General features: G+C 72.5%; 13 protein-coding genes and 1 tRNA gene. 8 read left to right on the top strand and 6 right to left on the bottom strand.

Features of this window, described 5'->3' with window-relative positions; translation table 11 throughout:
• Positions 1 to 24: 24 nt before the first annotated feature.
• The 4 genes from OG447_RS25870 to OG447_RS25855 all read right to left on the bottom strand — a co-directional run bounded on the left by OG447_RS25870 (position 25) and on the right by OG447_RS25855 (position 6,239).
• Complete coding sequence (locus OG447_RS25870; protein ID WP_266939679.1) at positions 25 to 1,662, bottom strand: molybdopterin-dependent oxidoreductase; 1,638 nt, start codon at positions 1,660 to 1,662, stop codon at positions 25 to 27.
• 78 nt (positions 1,663 to 1,740) lie between these two features.
• Positions 1,741 to 2,013: a hypothetical protein gene (locus OG447_RS25865; RefSeq protein ID WP_266939678.1), complete on the bottom strand. Its 273-nt coding sequence runs from the start codon at positions 2,011 to 2,013 to the stop codon at positions 1,741 to 1,743.
• A gap of 145 nt (positions 2,014 to 2,158) precedes the next feature.
• Positions 2,159 to 4,474: an alpha-N-acetylglucosaminidase gene (locus OG447_RS25860; protein WP_266939677.1), complete on the bottom strand. Its 2,316-nt coding sequence runs from the start codon at positions 4,472 to 4,474 to the stop codon at positions 2,159 to 2,161.
• 73 nt (positions 4,475 to 4,547) lie between these two features.
• The gene (locus tag OG447_RS25855; protein ID WP_266939676.1) at positions 4,548 to 6,239 is read right to left on the bottom strand and encodes a ricin-type beta-trefoil lectin domain protein; all 1,692 of its coding nucleotides are present in this window, start codon (positions 6,237 to 6,239) and stop codon (positions 4,548 to 4,550) included.
• Positions 6,240 to 6,442: 203 nt separating this feature from the next.
• On the opposite strand from OG447_RS25855, the gene OG447_RS25850 reads away from it, so the two are divergent.
• Both OG447_RS25850 and OG447_RS25845 read left to right on the top strand, forming a co-directional pair.
• Positions 6,443 to 7,084 carry a TetR/AcrR family transcriptional regulator gene (locus tag OG447_RS25850; RefSeq protein WP_266939674.1) on the top strand — a complete coding sequence of 214 codons (642 nt, stop codon included), beginning with the start codon at positions 6,443 to 6,445 and terminating at the stop codon, positions 7,082 to 7,084.
• Positions 7,085 to 7,098: 14 nt separating this feature from the next.
• The gene (locus tag OG447_RS25845; RefSeq protein WP_266939673.1) at positions 7,099 to 8,025 is read left to right on the top strand and encodes a serine/threonine dehydratase; all 927 of its coding nucleotides are present in this window, start codon (positions 7,099 to 7,101) and stop codon (positions 8,023 to 8,025) included.
• 209 nt (positions 8,026 to 8,234) lie between these two features.
• Here OG447_RS25845 and OG447_RS25840 read toward each other — a convergent pair whose 3' ends face one another.
• Positions 8,235 to 8,705, bottom strand: coding sequence for a universal stress protein (locus OG447_RS25840; protein ID WP_266939672.1), 471 nt, complete (start codon positions 8,703 to 8,705; stop codon positions 8,235 to 8,237).
• A gap of 189 nt (positions 8,706 to 8,894) precedes the next feature.
• Here OG447_RS25840 and OG447_RS25835 point away from each other — a divergent pair, with 189 nt between their 5' ends.
• Both OG447_RS25835 and OG447_RS25830 read left to right on the top strand, forming a co-directional pair.
• A complete protein-coding gene (locus tag OG447_RS25835; protein WP_266939671.1) occupies positions 8,895 to 9,260 on the top strand; it encodes a hypothetical protein in 366 nt (121 codons plus the stop codon).
• Between the two features lie 106 nt (positions 9,261 to 9,366).
• A complete protein-coding gene (locus tag OG447_RS25830; protein ID WP_266939669.1) occupies positions 9,367 to 9,750 on the top strand; it encodes a VOC family protein in 384 nt (127 codons plus the stop codon).
• Positions 9,751 to 10,086: 336 nt separating this feature from the next.
• On the opposite strand, the gene OG447_RS25825 is transcribed toward OG447_RS25830, so the two are convergent.
• A tRNA-Trp gene (locus OG447_RS25825) sits at positions 10,087 to 10,162 on the bottom strand.
• 368 nt (positions 10,163 to 10,530) lie between these two features.
• On the opposite strand from OG447_RS25825, the gene OG447_RS25820 reads away from it, so the two are divergent.
• The 4 genes from OG447_RS25820 to OG447_RS25805 all read left to right on the top strand — a co-directional run bounded on the left by OG447_RS25820 (position 10,531) and on the right by OG447_RS25805 (position 16,875).
• Entirely contained in the window at positions 10,531 to 11,865 is a 1,335-nt protein-coding gene (locus OG447_RS25820) for a sugar ABC transporter substrate-binding protein (RefSeq protein ID WP_266939667.1), read from the top strand.
• Between the two features lie 62 nt (positions 11,866 to 11,927).
• Positions 11,928 to 12,869 (top strand): carbohydrate ABC transporter permease, encoded by a 942-nt coding sequence (locus OG447_RS25815; RefSeq protein WP_266939666.1) that lies wholly within the window; start codon positions 11,928 to 11,930, stop codon positions 12,867 to 12,869.
• Positions 12,866 to 13,807, top strand: coding sequence for a carbohydrate ABC transporter permease (locus tag OG447_RS25810; protein ID WP_266939664.1), 942 nt, complete (start codon positions 12,866 to 12,868; stop codon positions 13,805 to 13,807). The genes OG447_RS25815 and OG447_RS25810 overlap by 4 nt, the downstream gene beginning before the upstream one ends.
• 44 nt (positions 13,808 to 13,851) lie before the next feature.
• Positions 13,852 to 16,875, top strand: coding sequence for a glycoside hydrolase family 38 C-terminal domain-containing protein (locus OG447_RS25805; RefSeq protein WP_266939663.1), 3,024 nt, complete (start codon positions 13,852 to 13,854; stop codon positions 16,873 to 16,875).
• Positions 16,876 to 16,948 lie beyond the last annotated feature (73 nt).

The raw sequence follows: 16,948 nt of genomic DNA, 5'->3' as shown, positions 1-16,948 counted from the left end.
GGTCAGCCCGGGCCCGGGGCGGGGTCAGCCCGCGGCGGGAGCGGCCCCGGCAGGGCTCGGGCCGGGGCCGGGGGCGCGCGCGGGGCCCACGTTCACCGTGACCGCGTGCCACCCGGTCGCCCCGTCCGGGACGGTCCCGGAGCGCTCGCCGGTCTGTACGGCGCCGGTGCGGTCCGTGGCCCGGACCTCCAGGGTGTGCCGGCCGGGGGACGCCTCCCACGGCCACACCCACTGGCGCCAGGTGTCGTCGCCGTCCGCGTCCCCGAGCCGGGCCTCCTGCCAGGGGCCGCCGTCCACCCGTACCTCGACCCGGGAAATCCCCCGGTGCTGTGCCCACGCCACCCCGGCCACCGCCACCCGGCCCGCCGGCGGGGCGGCGTGGGCGCGCGGGGTGTCGATCCGCGACTGCGTCTTGACGGGGGCCCGCGCCGCCCACGACCTGCGCACCCAGTACGCGTCGTACGCGTCGAAGGTGGTCAGCCGCAGCTCGCTCAGCCACTTGCACGCCGACACGTATCCGTACAGGCCCGGCACGACCATCCGGACCGGGAAGCCGTGCGCGAAGGGGAGCGGCTCGCCGTTCATCCCGAACGCCAGCAGCGCTTCCCGGCCGTCCATGACCGCCTCGACGGGGGTGCCGAGCGTCATCCCGTCCACCGAGCGCGCCACCAGCTGGTCGGCCGGACCGCCCTGCGACGGCGGTCGCACCCCCGCCTCGCGCAGCAGGTCCGCGAGGCGTACGCCGAGCCAGCGGGCGTTGCCCGCGTACGGACCCCCGACCTCGTTCGACACACAGGTGAGGGTGATGTCGTGCTCGACGACCGGGCGGGCGAGCAGCTCCCGCAGGTCCAGGGTGAGGGGCCTGGCCACCCCCTCCCCGTGGATGCGCAGCCGCCAGGTGTCGGCGTCCACGCGCGGCACGACCAGGGCGGTGTCCACGCGGTAGAAGTCCGGGTTCGGGGTGAGGAAGGGGGACACCCCGGGCACCCGCAGGTCCGCCCCGGCCGGCACCGGGGGCGCGGGCACGTCGGGCCGGGGGAGGAGGAACCGGGCCCGGGAGTCCGTGGCCCCCGCGGAGCCGAAGGCGCCGAGGCGCCGCCCCGCGAGACCCGCCCCGGCCGAGACCGCCAGCGCGGCGGCCACCAGCCGGCCGAAGCCGCGCCGGTCCATCGCCCAGGCCCCGCCGGCCGCCGCCCCGGCCGGCCGGGGCCGGGTCGCGGCCCTGACCAGCAGGTAGAGCACGGCGGCCGCGGCCAGGCCGCCGACCAGCGAAGGGAGCGCGTCGCGCCAGGAGGCTTCGGGGCGGCTGAGCGCGGCCGCCGCCCCGGTCAGCGCGAAGACACCGGTGAGGGCGATCCCGGCGGGAAGACGGCGGACGGCGAGCATCCCGGCCGCGACCGCGACGGCGGTCAGCACGACCACGATGCCGAGGGTCAGCACGAGCTTGTCGGTGGTGCCGAACTGCCGGATCGCCCACTCCCTGACGGCCACCGGTGTGCGGTCGACCACGGCCCCGCCGACGGCGGTGACCGGTGAGGCCTCGGGGCGCACGGCGGCCGCGGCCAGTTCGGCCAGGGCCAGTCCGGCGCCCGCCGCGACCACCCCGCTGACGGCGCCGAGCAGGTACGGCCGCCGAGGGGATTCCGACGCCACACGGTTCATCCGGAGTCACCTTCCGCCCGGGCCGGCCGGGGGCCCGGCTCCGGTTCCAGTGTCCCCCCGGGCAGGCCGCGCGAGGCGCTACGCGCGCGGGCGGTCGGCCTTGTCGGCCGCGCGGCGGGCCAGGACCTCCAGCCACTCCGCCGGGTCCACCGCCGGGCTCCAGGTGCCCGGCCCCCGGCGCTTGCGCAGCTCCACCACCCCGTCGGCGAACGGCGACCCCGCGGCGCACCGGCACGGGGCCGGACCCACGTCGTGTCCGCTCCCTAACCGGTCGGGAGGCGCGGGCTCCGGCGCCGCCGGGGGCTGCCGCGGGCACTCGGGCTCGGGCCGCTCCTGTTCGATCTCGGACATGCCCCGATGATTTCCGGGCCGGTTCCCGCCGGGTTGCCCGCCGGGTGCGCTCTCCCCCGCACGGGCACCGAGATTCCCACGGGAGGGTGACGTTCACCCCATCAGGTGATCGCCGCCGCTCCGAATGGTGTAGGGGTGTCCTAACTCAGCCCGCGGCCGCGGCCGCCGGCGGGAGGGTTTGGGCGATCCGGGTGGCCAGGGCGTACGGATCCCCGCTCGGCTCGCTCGGGTGCCGGGTGGTCCGCCGGGCCCACTCCTCCTCGAAGGCGTGCCAGTCGATCTCCCGCGGTGCGGCCTGCCGCACCAGCGCGTCCTCCAGCGAGCCGAAGTAGACCTCCCACCTTCGGGCGTACAACTCGGTGATCAGGCCGCTCCATTCACGGTTGGCGTAGTCGTGGAGGAAGCCGCCCTCGCTGGTGCTGCGGCGGCCCCACACGCTCAGGACCGAGCGGGCGTCGTACTCGTACCGGTCCTGTTCGGCCCGGTCACTGCCGCCGGAGCGGGCCGCGTTCAGCCAGCGGCCGAGCAGGAAGTTCGGGTCGGAGCCGGTGATCGCGTCCAACTGCCGTTCACCGTCGTGCCATTGGGCCGTCAGCTCGCGGAAGCGGGCCAGGTCCTTGGCCTCGTACGCCGCCCTGATCTTCGGCAGCAGCACCCGCGAGTGGTTCGCGAGGGCCTGCCGGGCGGTGTCCACCAGGTCGAAGCGGTAGGCGCTCGAACCGCGCAGCTTCGGATCCACCCTGAGCAGGTGGTCCAGGGCCCGGCGCACCGAATCGGCCGGGTAGCGCATGGACTTGGGGCTCCAGTACGCCGCCCCCGCCGCGTTCAGGCTCGGCCGGGCCGTGAAGAGGCTGTCCTGCGATTCCGACCACAGCCCCGAGGAGGTGCTGTACGGACCCTTGCGCAGCTCCTCCCAGGCCGCTGCGGCCTGGGCGTCGGGCCTGCCGTAGCGGCGGGCCGCGAAGCCGGCGAACCACGCCCGCTGGTCGACCGTCCCGGACTCCCAGGCCAGATCGGTGAAGAGGTCGAAGGCGGCCGGGTTGGTCCCGGTGGCCTCCGGCAGGTAGGCGATACCGGTGAGCGCGCTGTTGCCCTTCGCCCGCCAGGGACCGAACCGTTCGATCCACACGGAGCTGTTCGCGCCGATCGTGGTGTGCCCGCCGAAGTTGTAGATGCTGCCCATCGCGTACGGGGCTCCGCCCCAACGGGTCTCCCGGTCCAGGCGGTTGTACCGGTCCGACAGCCCGTCCAGGATCAGCAGCTTCGAGGTGTCCAGCCCGGCCAGCAGCTCCGCGGTCGGGTCGTCCTGCCAGCCCAGCACCGCCCACAGCGCGCCCGGGTGGGCGGCGTGCAGGGCGTCCTGGACGGCCCCGGCCGCCGACTTCACGTCCACCGACCCGGTCTGGCCGCCCTCGTGCAGCGGGCTCATCCGGTACATGGCGCTGTCCCCGAACACGGCCCGCTGCTCCGCGTAGTACGCCGCGGCCAGCTTCCCGAACGCCGGGGAGGCCGGATCCAGCCAGTCCGGGCGGTCGAAGCCCGCCCAGTCGCCCTGCGGCACCGTGGCCGAGCCCGGATTGCGCGCGGCGAAGCCCGGCGGGACGGTGCCGAAGTAGCCCGGCAGCACCGGGGTCATGCCGAGCCCGCGCAACTGCTCGGCGATCCGCCCGCCGAGCGATGCGCGCTCCCGCATCAGCCGCTCGGAGACCGGGCCGCCGAAGCCGCTCAGGTTCTGCAGCAGCCACCAGCTCTGGTGGGCGGGGCCGGGGATCCACTCCCGCAGCTCCTCGGCGGAGTAGCCGAAGCCCTGGAGCGCCCGGTAGTACGGGTACTCGGCGCCGACCTGCACGAACACCTCGTTGATGCCGTGCAGGGCGAGCAGGTCGATCTGCCGCTGGTGCTCCTCGAAGGAGCGGTACGGGCCCGCGTACCCGTCGTCGGTGTCGTTGAGCGCGTACCGGTGCGGGACCAGCGCGCTGCGGGTGACCGGCGCCGGGACGCCCGGCAGGGTGGCCGGCAGCATCCCGATGCTGTCGCCGGGCCAGCCGATGTCCGCGCCGGCGACGTGCTGGAGGTACCAGCCGACCCCGGTGAGCAGGGTGGCCCCGGTGCTCCCGTGCACCGTGACCGCCCCCGGGGTGCCGGACACGGTGAAGGTGTCGGCCCCGGCCGCCGTGTCGGGCACGAGGGTGAACTGTCCGGCGTGCCGGGGCAGCAGCCGCCCGAGGGCGGCCCGGGCCGGCGCGGTGTCGAAGGTGCGCGGGCGGGGCGCGGCCGGTCGCGCCCCGGCCCGGGCCCCGTCCGGTGCCGCGGCCCGTACGTCGGCCCGTACGCCGGCCCGTGCGGGCGGGGGCGCGGCCGGGGCGGTGGCCCCGGGCGCCGGGCCCGCGCAGACGAGGCTCAGCAGCACCGCGGGGAGCGCGGCGAGGGCGACCGGGCGGGTGCGCGGCCTGGGGGTCATGGGGTTCCTCATCCGTTCACCGTTCGTGGCGGCGCTGTCCGCCGCCCACCGACTGCCGTTGGTGTCCGTGCCGTCAGACCGGCAGGGACCAGGCCTGGTCGACCCGGTGGTCGCCGCAGGCCGTCAGCCGCAGCCGCCCGGCGGGGGCGTCCGGGGTCGCGGTCGCGGCGGGAGCCGTCAGACACAGCCCGCCGGCCTCCTCGACCAGGGCCCCGTCCCGGCGGTGCTGCCAGCTCTGGCCGGGCTGCTCGTCCTCCCGGGAGGCGCAGTTCGCCAGCTCCACCAGGCCGTCCTCGCCCGCCGACAGGCAGTCACCGGCGAGCCGCAGACGCGCGTCGTCGCCCAGGATCCAGCGCTGGTCGGGAGCGCCGGTGCAGGCCGCCAGCACGACCGCGCCGACGCCCGTGGTGTTGGCCCCGTCGGCGCACTTCGCGCCGTCACCGGTGATCTGCCCGGTGGGCACGGCCTCGGCGCAGCCGTTCGGAGTGAGGCGCCAGACCCCGGTGTCGTGCGCGGCCACCTTGCCGGTCAACGTGTCGGAGACCTCCCGGCGTTCCCCGGTCCACAGGTTCTTGGCCTCGGCGGACGTGCACCCGTGCAGCCCGAACTCCTCCAGCGGTACGGCGATGTCGCGGTCGCGGGCCGAGCGGTTGAGCACCGCGACCGCACGGTCGCCGTTCGCGAGCGGCCGGACCAGGATCTCGAAGGTGGCGTTGGAGGAGACCACCGTGCCCTGACGGCCCATCGGGTCCTGGTCCAGCGCGATCAGATCGGTGTTGCCGAGGGCCGCGAGGCCCGCCGGGGTGAGCGCGGAGACGTCGGAGGACAGGATGAAGGGGGCCGCCATCATGGCCCAGAGGGCGACCTGGCTGCGGCTCTCGGCCGCGGTCAGCCCGGGCGCGCCCGCGATGAGGAAGTCGGGGTCGTTCCAGTTGCCGGGCGACGCGTACCGGCCGAGCCAGCGGTTGTATCCGTAGTTGCCCATCACCGAGCTCCAGCGCGAGGCGGCGGGCGAGGCCGGATTGTACACCTTGATGTCCCGGCCCTCGCGCCACAGCTGGCCGGTCTCGCCGACCCAGCCGAGCACCTTGTGCCAGTCCGGGCTGCCCCACTCGCCCTGCTGGAAGTAGGCGGGCGCGGACGCGGACAGCACCATGTCGCGGCCGCTGGCGCGCAGCGCCCCGGCGACCGCGTTGTAGGCGTCGCGGTAGGCCTGCTCCTTGGTCTTGCCCTCCGGCACCCACAGGTTGCAGCCGTCCATCTTGACGTAGTCCACCTTCCAGGAGGCGAACTGCCGGGCGTCCTGCGCGTAGTGGTCCGCGCCACCGCCCTGGGGCGCACCGCTGCCCGGGTACTTCTCGCAGGTCAGGGAGCCGGCGTCCTCGTAGATGCCGAACTTCAGGCCCTTGGAGTGGAGGTATTCGCCGAGCCAGGCCATGCCGCGCGGGAACTTCTGCGTGTCGACGACCAGGTTGCCCTGCGCGTCCCGGCTCTTCGTCATCCAGCAGTCGTCGACGGTCACCGTGTCGTAGCCCTTGGCGGCGAGGCCGGTGGACACGAGCGCGTCGGCGTTCGCGATCACCTTGGACTCGTCGATGTCGCACATGTAGTGCGCCCAGTTGTTCCATCCCATGGGCGGGGTGAGCGCGAGCGGGGTGTCCGAGGTCGCGGTGGGCTCGGCCGCCGCCGGGGCGGGGGCGAGCGCGAGGGCGAGCAGGGCGGCCGCGGTCAGGCAGGGGAGCGACGCACGCAGGCGAGGCGGCACGGAGTCTCCTTGACGTGGGGCGGGCGTACCGAGGGCAGTGGTGCGCCCAGTGCAGCGGTGCGATTACCCACTGTCAACGCAAGTCGATGGTTATGAGTCAATGACCAGCAATATGGCCGTAGTCGACGTCACACGAAAGGGTGCGGCACGGTGTGCGCCCTCGCCGGGGCTGTTGTGATACACCGGATGATACGCTGTATCTCATGCCAAGGAGATCAGCCGCCCTCGACCGTGCGACGCCCGGTGCGATCGCCGTCGCCGCCCTGCGGATCCTCGACGAGGAAGGGCCGCAGAGCCTGAGCTTCCGCGCCCTCGCCGACCGGCTCGACGTCTCCCACGCCACCGTCCAGCGCCGCTGCACCGACCTCGCCGGACTGCTGGACCTGTGCACCGAGCACCTCGCCGCACAACTGCCCGAGGTCCCCGCCGGGACGGACTGGGCCGAGGCCACCGAGCTGCGCTTCACCGCCCTCTACCGGCTCCTCACCGCCCACCCCGGGCTGCTGGTGCTGCGCGGCGGACGGCCCTGGCTGGGGCGGCAGCTGCTGGCCCGGCTCGTGGAGCCCGCCCTCGCCGACAGCGTGGCCGCCGGCATGACCGCCGCCGAGGCGATGACCGTCTACCGCCGCATGTACCTGCTCACCCTGGGCAGCGCGGCCTTCGTGGACCACCGGGACCCCGCCGCGGCCACCGAGGCCTCCCGTGCGGCCCTCGCCGCGCTCGACCCGCAGCGGTTCCCCGTGCTCTCGGGCGGGCTGGCCGACGTACTGCCCCCGCTGACCGACCACGAGGTGTACTACGGCGCGCTGCGCCAGCTCATCGAGGCCGCCCGGCCCGCCGCCTGAAAGGCAGTCCGACCATGGAACAGCAGCTCGACTACGCCGCCGTACGCGCCGCCGCCGACCGGATCGCCGGAGGGATACGGCCCGTGACCGTGGCCCCCGCCGGCGAAGGGGTCTGGTACGCGCTGGAGCACCTCCAGCACACCGGGTCCTTCAAGGCCCGCGGCGCCCTCAACTTCCTCGCCGCCCACCACCGCGCCGGCACCCTCCCCGCCGCCGGCGTGACCATCGCCTCCGGCGGCAACGCGGGCCTCGCCTGCGCCTGGGCGGCCCGCGCGCGGTCCGTGCCCGCGACCGTGTTCCTGCCCGCCAACGCCCCGCGCGTGAAGGTGGAACGCCTGCGGGGGTACGGGGCCCAGGTGCGCCTCGTCGGTGACCGCTACGCCGAAGCGCTGGCCGCCTGCCAGGAGTTCGCGGCGGGGTCCGGAGCCCTCAGCAGCCACGCGTACGACCACCCGCTCATCGCGGCGGGCGCCGGGACCCTGCTCGACGAGATCCGGGCCGGGCTGCCGGGCCTGGACACCGTGGTCGTCGCCGTCGGCGGCGGGGGACTGTTCGCCGGGGTCGCCACCGCCGCGCGCGAGCACGGCGTAGGCGTGATCGCCGCCGAACCGGAGAACTGCCGGGCCCTGAACGCGGCCCTCGCGGCGGGGCGGCCCGTGGACGTCGCCGTGGATTCGGTGGCCGCGGACTCCCTGGGGGCCACCCGGGTCTCGGTGGACGCGCTGACGGCCGCGCGGCAGGCGGACGCGGAGTCGGTGCTCGTCCCCGACACGGCGATCACCGCCGCCCGGCGCGCCCTGTGGGAGGAGCACCGGATCGTGGTCGAAGCCGGCGCCGCCACCGCCCTGGCGGCCCTGCGCGGTGCGCCGCGGCCGCCGGGCGAGCGGGTCGCCGTCATCCTCTGCGGGGCCAACACGGACCCGTCGGACCTGCTCGTCTAGTGCTGTGGCCGGGAAGGTTTGCCGGGTCGCGTCGTCCGGTGCATGGGGTCTCCCCAGGCCCGCAGGGCCTAGGGGAAGCATCGCAAGGCGGAGGGCCGCGGCCCGTACTGGACGTACCGGCGCGGTCCGACAACGCGGCGAGGCGCCGTGCCGGGCGGCCGCGACCCGGTGAACCTTTCCGGTCGCAGCACTAGCGCGGCCCGGGTGCCTCAGTCGTCCGCGTCCTCGCCCTCCCGGACGACCACGACGCTGCTGGCGGAGTACTGCACCACCTGCTGGCTCACCGACCCCAGCAGGGCTCCCTTGAAACCGCCGTACCCGCGGGTGCCGACCACCATCAGGTCGGCCTCCTTGGAGGCGTCGACCAGCACCTGGGCGGGGGAGCCCTGTTCGACGCGGCGGAACACCGGGACGCCGGGTGAGGTGCCCACGGACGAGGCCACGGTGTCCGCCAGCTTCCGCCGGGCCGCCTCCTCGGCCGTGACCAGATCGTCCTCGGCGGTCTGCGCGGCGACCGTGCCGATCGCGAACGGATTGCGGTTCCACTCCCAGGCCATGACGGCGTGCACCCGGCCGCCCACCATCCTGGCCTGCTCGACTCCCCAGCGCAGGGCCTCCTTGGAATGGTTCGAACCGTCCACGCCGACGACGATCAGGGGCTCGATGGGCTGCTCAGTCACGGTGATTCCTCTCACTTCGCCCGAATAGTCGATCTTCTCCATGTATACCCGGAAGGCCGGACCGACCTCGAACGACGATCGTCGCGACGACCGACGACTTTGGAGGGCAGCCCCGCACCCCCGGCTCAGGCGAAGGTCGGGGTGTCACGGTGAACGGCGCCGGACACGGCACGACATGGAGGAACGGGCGTGGCACAGCGCAAGGGTTGTCTGATCGGCTGCGGCGTGGCGCTGGTGGTGGGTGCCGGGCTCCTCGTCGCCCTGGTCTTCGGCATGGGGAAGGTGCTCGACATAGCCGACCGGACCCTGGTGGACCCCAAGGTCTACGAGGCCGTGCAGACCGGCGACCCGGAGAACGAGGTCCGCGGGAAGCTCCCCTCGGGCGACACCTTCGTCAAGAGCGTCCTCAAGGAGGGCGGCCCGGCCGAGCCGGAGGGCAGCACCTGCTCCTGGTACGTCTCCAGCAGCGACCCCAAGGCCGGCAAGGAGACCGTGTTCCGGTTCTGCTTCAAGGACGGCAAGCTCGCGCAGAAGGCCGAGTACCCGATGCAGTAGCGCCTGGAGCGTGTATCGAAAGTGCTGCCATGCGTCTGAGCTGTGTGCGCGAAGGCTGAGCGCAAGTCGGTGGCGTCCGGAGTGGAAGTGAGGAAGGCTCGCGCGCATGGTTTCGGTATTGCAGAACGTGGCGATTGACTGTGCGGATGCCTACGAGCTGGCCCGGTTCTGGAGCAGAGTGACCGGCCGTCCACTGCATCCGGAGGACAAACCGGGTGACCGGGAGACTCAGGTGCTGCTGGCGGAGGGCCCAGTGCTGTACTTCAACCAGGTGCCCGAGTCCAAGAAGATCAAGAACCGGATCCATCTGTGCTTGCGCCCTGAGACATCGCGTGAGCAGGAGGTACAGCGGCTGCTCGGCCTCGGTGCCACCTTTGTCACCGATCACCGGAATCCCGATGGCTCTGGCTGGGCAGTCCTCGCTGACCCCGAAGGCAACGAATTCTGCGTTCTTCGCAGCGAGTCCGACCGGGCCGCGACGGGTTCCTGACGCCCACGTGCCATCCTGGCCGGTTTCGTATGACTGCTGGTCACAGCCACTCGTTGGTGGTCGCTACGCGCCGGCGAGGGCCCGGTAGCGCTCCAGCAGACGGGACCCGTCCGCGTGCCAGTGCGGGCCGGCGTCCTCGGCACGCAGCCAGTGGCTGAGCAACTCGTCCTCCAAGGGCCGCCAGACGGTGAGCGCCTCGCGCTGCGCGCAGGACGTACCGCCCGCTGTCCAGCAGGGACCCGAGCCGGCCGAGGCCCTCCTCGGTGAGGCAGTACGCGAAGACCTCGGCGCAGGAGGCGTCGGCGGCGGGGGGCTGCTGTTCGGTGTTCTCGTCCATGGCCGGCGTGGCAGGTCCTGCCCCTGCGCCCTCCGGTTGTGGAGACCGGTGCTCTGGCTGCTGAGCTACACGCCGTGGCGAAGGAATCCAACCGTTCGAACACGGGTCGTACAAGCGGGAGTTAAAGGGGTTTGGCGGGATGTGGGGTAAAGCGCATTAGTGTGCGTCGCCGGGGACGGTCGACAAGGAGTCAATTCCTGACGGCCGACCAGCTTCGTTATCGAATCGATACTACCCTCAACTGGCTTTGTACTAAAGCGCATCAGTCCAGTTCATCGCGTTGCTGACGGGGTCCTTCGCGGGCCGTACCGGCCTCTCGTGCCATTCGGCACCCGCCGGTCACCGGCCACCCCTGTCTTCGCCTCATTGACGGCATCTCGATTTCGGACGAGCGTGGGCACCGCCTCCGGCAATGAGGCCGGACTTCTGCGAAGGCGGCGAGGATGACTCGTTCGGACCTGACCCGTATCGCTGGTGCCGGGCTCGTGGCCGGCGTCCTGTTGGCGCTCTCGGCGTGTGGCGTGAGCGGCGGCGCCGGAGGTATGGAGGAGGTGGAACGGACCGGCAGAGTGGCCGGTGAGATCACCTTCAGAACCCTCCAGCTCAAGCCCGTGTACACCGCGTACGTCCAGGGCGTGATCGACGCCTTCGAGGCGAAGTACCCCGAGGCCGAGGTCAAGTGGGAGGACGTGCCGGGCGACGGCTACAACGAGAAGCTCGTCGCGGACGCCCAGGCAGGAGCCCTCCCTGACGTCGTCAACCTCTCCACCGACTCCTTCCAGCTCCTCGGCGACCGGGGCATGCTCGCCGACGTGGCCGCACTCGACGGCGGGGCGGCGAAGGAGTACGTGCCCGGCGCCTGGGAGCAGTTCAAGCTGCCGGGCAAGGGCGACGGCGTGTTCGCCTACCCCTGGTACGTGACCCCGGAGATCCTCACGTACAACCGGGAGCTGTTCCAGAAGGCCGGCCTGGATCCGGACGCGCCGCCGACCAGTGTCGAGCAGTTCTTCGACTACGCCGAGCGGATAGCGGCCAAGTCCGGCGGCCAGTACTCGGCCTTCATGGCCGATCCCAAGGGCCGGCTGCCGGGGGACTGGCAGAAGATGGGCATCCCGATCCTGAACGAGAAGCGGGACCGCTTCACCTTCGACACCGACAAGGCCGTCGAATGGGCCGAGCGGATGAAGGACCTCTACGCCAAGGGCGCGATGCCCAAGGAGTCCCTCCTCAAGTCCGACGACGTCAACCAGCTGTACGGCGGCGGCAAGCTCGTCTTCGGTCCGGGCTCCCCGGGCTTCGTCAAGGACATCAAACGCAACGCCCCGCAGATCTACGCGAACACCCAGGTCGCGGGCGCCGTCACCGGCAAGCTCGGCCACATCGGCATCTACGCCCAGTCGCTCGGCATCAAGAAGGACACCAAGCACCCCGACGCGGCAGCCGAGTTCGCCAAGTGGGTGACCAACGGCCCGAACCAGGTGGAGTTCTCCAAGAAGGCCACCATCTACCCGTCCAACGCACAGGGCCTGGCCGACCCCTACTTCTCGGACCGGGGCGACGGCAAGGACGCGGAGACCGTGGCCCGCGCGGTCGGATCCGAGCAGCTCAAGACCGCGGACCTCGACGCCAACACGCCCGTCCAGTGGACCAACCAGGTCGGCGACGCCGTCGTGCGCGAGATGCAGAAGGCCATCAAGGGCGAGCAGGACGCCCGTACGGCGGTGCGCAAGGCCCAGGAAGCGGCCAACAAGCTGCTCGCCGACGCGGCCGCGAAGTGACGCAGGCACTACGGGCGGCGGAGACCCGGACGGCGGAGGAGGCACGGCACCGCGGGAGGTGGGTGCGGCGCGGGAGGGAGGCACGCCGCGGGAAGGCGGCGCGGCGGGCGGCGGAGGACGGGGCCGGGCTGCCCCACCGCACCTGGTGGACCCCCTACCTCTTCCTCGCCCCCGGACTGGCCATGGTCGCGGTGTTCAGCATCTGGCCGTTCGTCAACACCGTCATCCTCTCCCTCACCGACGCCCAGATCCTGCGGGGCGGCTCGTTCGTCGGCTTCGACAACTACCGGCGCGCCCTCGCCGACCCGGACTTCTGGGTCGCGACGGGCAACAGCGTGCTGTACCTCGTGGTCGTCGTCCCCTGCCTGGTCCTCCTGCCGCTGGCCCTCGCCGTCCTCGTCCAGACGAAAGTCCCCGGCATCGGATTCTTCCGCTCCGCCCTCTACACCCCGGTGATCGCCTCGGCCGTGGTCGTCGGCCTGATCTGGCAGTGGGTGCTGCGCAGCGACGGCCTCGTGAACACGGTCTTCCAGAAGCTGCGCATCGTCTCCGAGCCGGTCCCGTTCCTCACCGACAGCACGATGCTCCTGGTCTCCGCGATGATCGTGACCGTGTGGAAGGGCCTGGGCTACTACATGGTCTTCTACCTGGCGGCCCTCGGGAACGTCCCCGCCTCCCTCCACGAGGCGGCCGCCATCGACGGCGCGGGGGCCGTGCGCCGCTTCTTCAGCATCACCGTCCCCCAGGTGAAGCCGATGATGCTGCTGGTCGGCACGCTCTCGGCCATCTCCGCGCTGCGCGTCTTCACCGAGATCTACATTCTCGGCGGTGAGAGCGGCGGCCCGGGCGGCGGCGCCCGCACCCTGCCCTTCCTCATCCGGCAGGTCGGCCTCGGCTTCTCCGGCGAGACCGGCTACGCCTCGGCCATCTCGATCCTGCTGTTCCTGCTGACGCTGGTCTTCAGCCTGCTCGGCCGCCGTCTGTCGAAGGGAGACGAGAGTTGAGCACCCCCGCGCCCACCCCGGCGCCCGCCGCCGCGCCCACCCCCGGGTCCGCCCCCGAGCCGACCCCCGCGCCCACCCCCGAGGCCGGGACGGGGGCCCGCCGCCGCGGCGCCGGCCGCGGGCGCCGCTGGAACGCCCTGGCCTGGCGGTACACGGCGCTGGTGGTGATGCTGGTGGTGATGCTGGGCCCGATCGTCTGGCAGTTCCTGACCTCGATCCGGGGCCGCACCGAGAACGTGTACGACGGCGTGCTGCCCTCGCAGCCCACCTTCGACAACTACGTCCGGGTCGCCGAATCGTTCCCTCTGGTGCAGTACGTGGGCAACACCCTCACCGTCGCCGCCCTCGCCGTCACCTCGAACCTGCTCTTCGCCGCGATGGGCGGCTACGCCCTCTCCCGGGCCGGCTGGAAGGGCCGCAGGAGCGTCTTCACCGTGCTGGTGGCCACCCTGATGTTCCCGTTCGAGTCCGTGATGATCTCCATGTTCCTGACGGTCCGAGAGATGGGCCTGGTCGACACCCTCATCGGTGTCTGGCTCCCCGGAGCGGTCTCCGTCCTCAACATCATGATCATGCGGGCGGCCTTCCTCGCCGTGCCCCGGGAGGTGGAGGAGGCCGCGGTCCTGGACGGCGCGGGCGAGTGGACCCGCTTCACCCGGGTCTTCCTCCCCGCCGCCAAGGGGGCCCTGGCCGTCGTCTGCATCACCAGCTTCATGGGCGCCTGGGACGACTTCCTCTGGCCCCTGCTCGTCCTCACCGACAGCGACCACTACACCCTCCAGCTCGGCCTGAAATCCCTGGCCGGCGCCACCACGGTCAACGACCAGCGGCTCGTCGCCGCGGGTGCGATGGCCGCGCTCGTCCCGATGGTGCTCCTCTTCTTCGCCCTCCAGCGTTTCTTCTTCAAGGGCGTGGGAGAGGGAGCCGTCAAGATCTGAGCCGCACCTCCCGAACCGACGCCCCGACTCCTGGAGCCGCCGTCATGCACGACGACCGCAGCATCACCGAACACCGCCTCCGCCGGGTCCTCAGGGAACGCGTCAAACCCGCGGTCCACTCCCACCCCGTCCCGCTGACCGTCGAGCGCTGGGACGCCCCGGGCGAGCCCGTGCCCGTCGCCGAGGGACTCGCCGCGGCCTACGGTCCCTGCGCGGTCGGCGATCCGTGGGGCCCGGCCTGGGGGACCACCTGGTTCAAGGTCACCGGCACCGTCCCGGCCGACTGGGCCGGCCGTACGGTGGAGGCCGTCCTCGACCTCGGCTTCGACCGGATGATGCCCGGTTTCCAGTGCGAGGGCCTGGTCCACCGGGCCGACGGCGTCGAGGTCAAGGCCCTGAACCCGTACAACGACTGGGTGCGCGTCACCGACCGGGCCGAGGGCGGCGAGCGCGTCGAGTGGTACGTCGAGGCCGCCTCCAACCCGGTCCTGGTCGACCACGCGGCCACGTACGAGGGGGACCGGCAGACCAGCGGCGACCAGCCCCTGTACCGGCTCGCCCGGATGGACCTCACCGTCTTCGAGGGTGAAGTCTGGGAACTGGTCCAGGACCTCGAAGTCCTCCACGACCTGATGACGCAGCTCGACGTGGAGGACGCCCGGCGGTACGCGATCCTGCGCGCCGTCGACGCGGCGCTGGACGCGGTGGACCTCGGGGACGTTCCCGGCACGGCCGCCGCCGCCCGCGCGCGGCTGGCGGGCGTACTCGCCTCCCCGGCCCACGCGTCCGCGCACCGGATCAGCGCGGTCGGCCACGCCCACATCGACTCGGCATGGCTGTGGCCGCTGCGCGAGACGGTGCGCAAGGTGTCCCGTACCGCGTCCAACATGGTCCACCTCATGGACGGGCACCCCGAGTTCGTCTTCGCCATGTCGCAGGCGCAGCAGCTCGACTGGATCAAGACCCACCGGCCCGAGCTCTTCGAGCGGATCAAGAAGAAGATCGCGGACGGGCAGTTCGTACCCGTCGGCGGCATGTGGGTGGAGTCCGACACCAACATGGTCGGCGGCGAGGCCATGGCCCGCCAGTTCCTCTACGGCAAGAAGTTCCTGCTCGACGAGTTCGGCATCGAGACCCACAACGTCTGGCTGCCCGACTCCTTCGGCTACACCGCCGCGATGCCGCAGATCGTCAAGCTCGCCGGGGCCAAGTGGTTCCTGACCCAGAAGATCTCCTGGTCCCAGGTCAACAAGTTCCCCCACCACACCTTCTGGTGGGAGGGCATCGACGGCACCCGCGTCTTCACCCACTTCCCGCCCGTCGACACCTACAACTCCGACCTCGGCGGCGCCCAGCTGGCGCACGCCGCCCGCAACTACCGGGAGAAGGGCCGGGGTTCGCGCTCGCTGGTCCCCTTCGGCTGGGGCGACGGCGGTGGCGGCCCCACCCGGGAGCACCTCGCCCGCGCGGCGCGCCAGCGGGACCTCGAAGGCTCCCCGCGGATCGAGATCGAGCGCCCGGACGCCTTCTTCGAGAAGGCGCACGCCGAGTACGAGGACGCGCCCGTCTGGGCCGGCGAGCTCTACCTGGAGCTGCACCGCGGGACCTACACCTCCCAGGCCAGGACCAAGCAGGGCAACCGGCGCAGTGAATCGCTGCTGCGCGAGGCCGAGCTGTGGGCGGCCACCGCCGCGGTGCGGGTCGCCGGGTACGCGTACCCGTACGAGGGCCTGGAGCGGATCTGGAAGACGGTGCTGCTCCACCAGTTCCACGACATCCTGCCCGGCTCCTCCATCGCCTGGGTGCACCGCGAGGCGCGCGAGACGTACCGGGCCGTACGGGAGGAGCTCGAGGCGATCACCCTCGCCGCGCAGACCGCCCTGGCCGGGGAAGGCGCGGTGGAACTGGTCTTCAACTGCGCCCCGCACACCCGGCACGGCGTCGCGGCAGGCGGCGCGGACCACCCCGCGGCAGCCGGGGAGCCGGTCACGGTGGAGGAGCGGCACGGCGGCGGGTACGTCCTGGCCAACGGCCGGCTGCTGGTGGAGGTCGACGGCCGCGGGCTGATCGTCTCCGCCTACGACCTGGAGGCCGACCGCGAGTCCGTCGCACCGGGCACCGCGGCGAACCTGCTCCAGATCCACCCCGACTTCCCGAACATGTGGGACGCCTGGGACATCGACGCCTTCTACCGCAACAACGTCACCGATCTGGTCGCTCTGGACGCGATGGAGGTCTCCGGGAGCGGTCCGCGGTCCGCGACCGTACGCGTGACGCGCTCCTTCGGGAACTCCAAGGCGGTCCAGTCCGTCACCCTGCGCGCCGGGGCCAAGACGGTCGACATCGTCACGGACGTGGAATGGCACGAGACGGAGAAGTTCCTCAAGGCCGCGTTCCCGCTGGACGTGAAGGCCGAACGCACCGCCTCCGAGACCCAGTTCGGGCACGTCTACCGGGCCACCCACACCAACACCTCCTGGGAGGCGGCCAAGTTCGAGATCTGCGCCCACCGCTGGATCCACGCGGAGGAGCCCGGCTGGGGCGTGGCGCTGCTCAACGACTCCACGTACGGGCACGACGTCACCCGGGACGTACGGGCGGACGGCGGCCAGACCACCACGGTGCGGCTCTCCCTCCTGCGGGCCCCGCGCTACCCCGACCCGGAGACCGACCAGGGCTCCCACAGCCTGAGGTTCTCACTCGCGCCCGGTGCCGGGATCGGGGACGCGGTCCGCCAGGGCCACTGGCTCAACCTGCCGGAGCGGACGCTGACCGGCGCGGGCCCGGTCGCCCCGCTGGTGACGGTGGACAACGACGCGGTGGTCGTCGAGGCCGTCAAGCTCGCCGAGGACCGCGGCGGCGACGTGATCGTCCGCCTCTACGAGTCCCGGGGCGGGCGGGCCAGGGCCACCCTCGGGGCGGGCTTCGCGCTCACCGGGGCCGTGGAGAGCGACCTCCTGGAACGGCCCCTGCCGGGCGACGCCGTCGCCGCCCCGTCCCCGGACGGCAGGGTCGCCCTGTCGCTGCGCCCGTTCCAGATCGTGACGGTGCGCCTGCGCCGCGCCTGATCGGCCCCAAGGTCTGTCGTCAAGGCGCCCCGGCGGAGTCGAACATTCGGCCGAGGTCAGATCGAGCCGGAAG

This window comes from Streptomyces sp. NBC_01408, from assembly GCF_026340255.1.
Lineage (GTDB): Bacteria > Actinomycetota > Actinomycetes > Streptomycetales > Streptomycetaceae > Streptomyces.
This window is presented reverse-complemented; position numbering and strand designations above follow the sequence as displayed.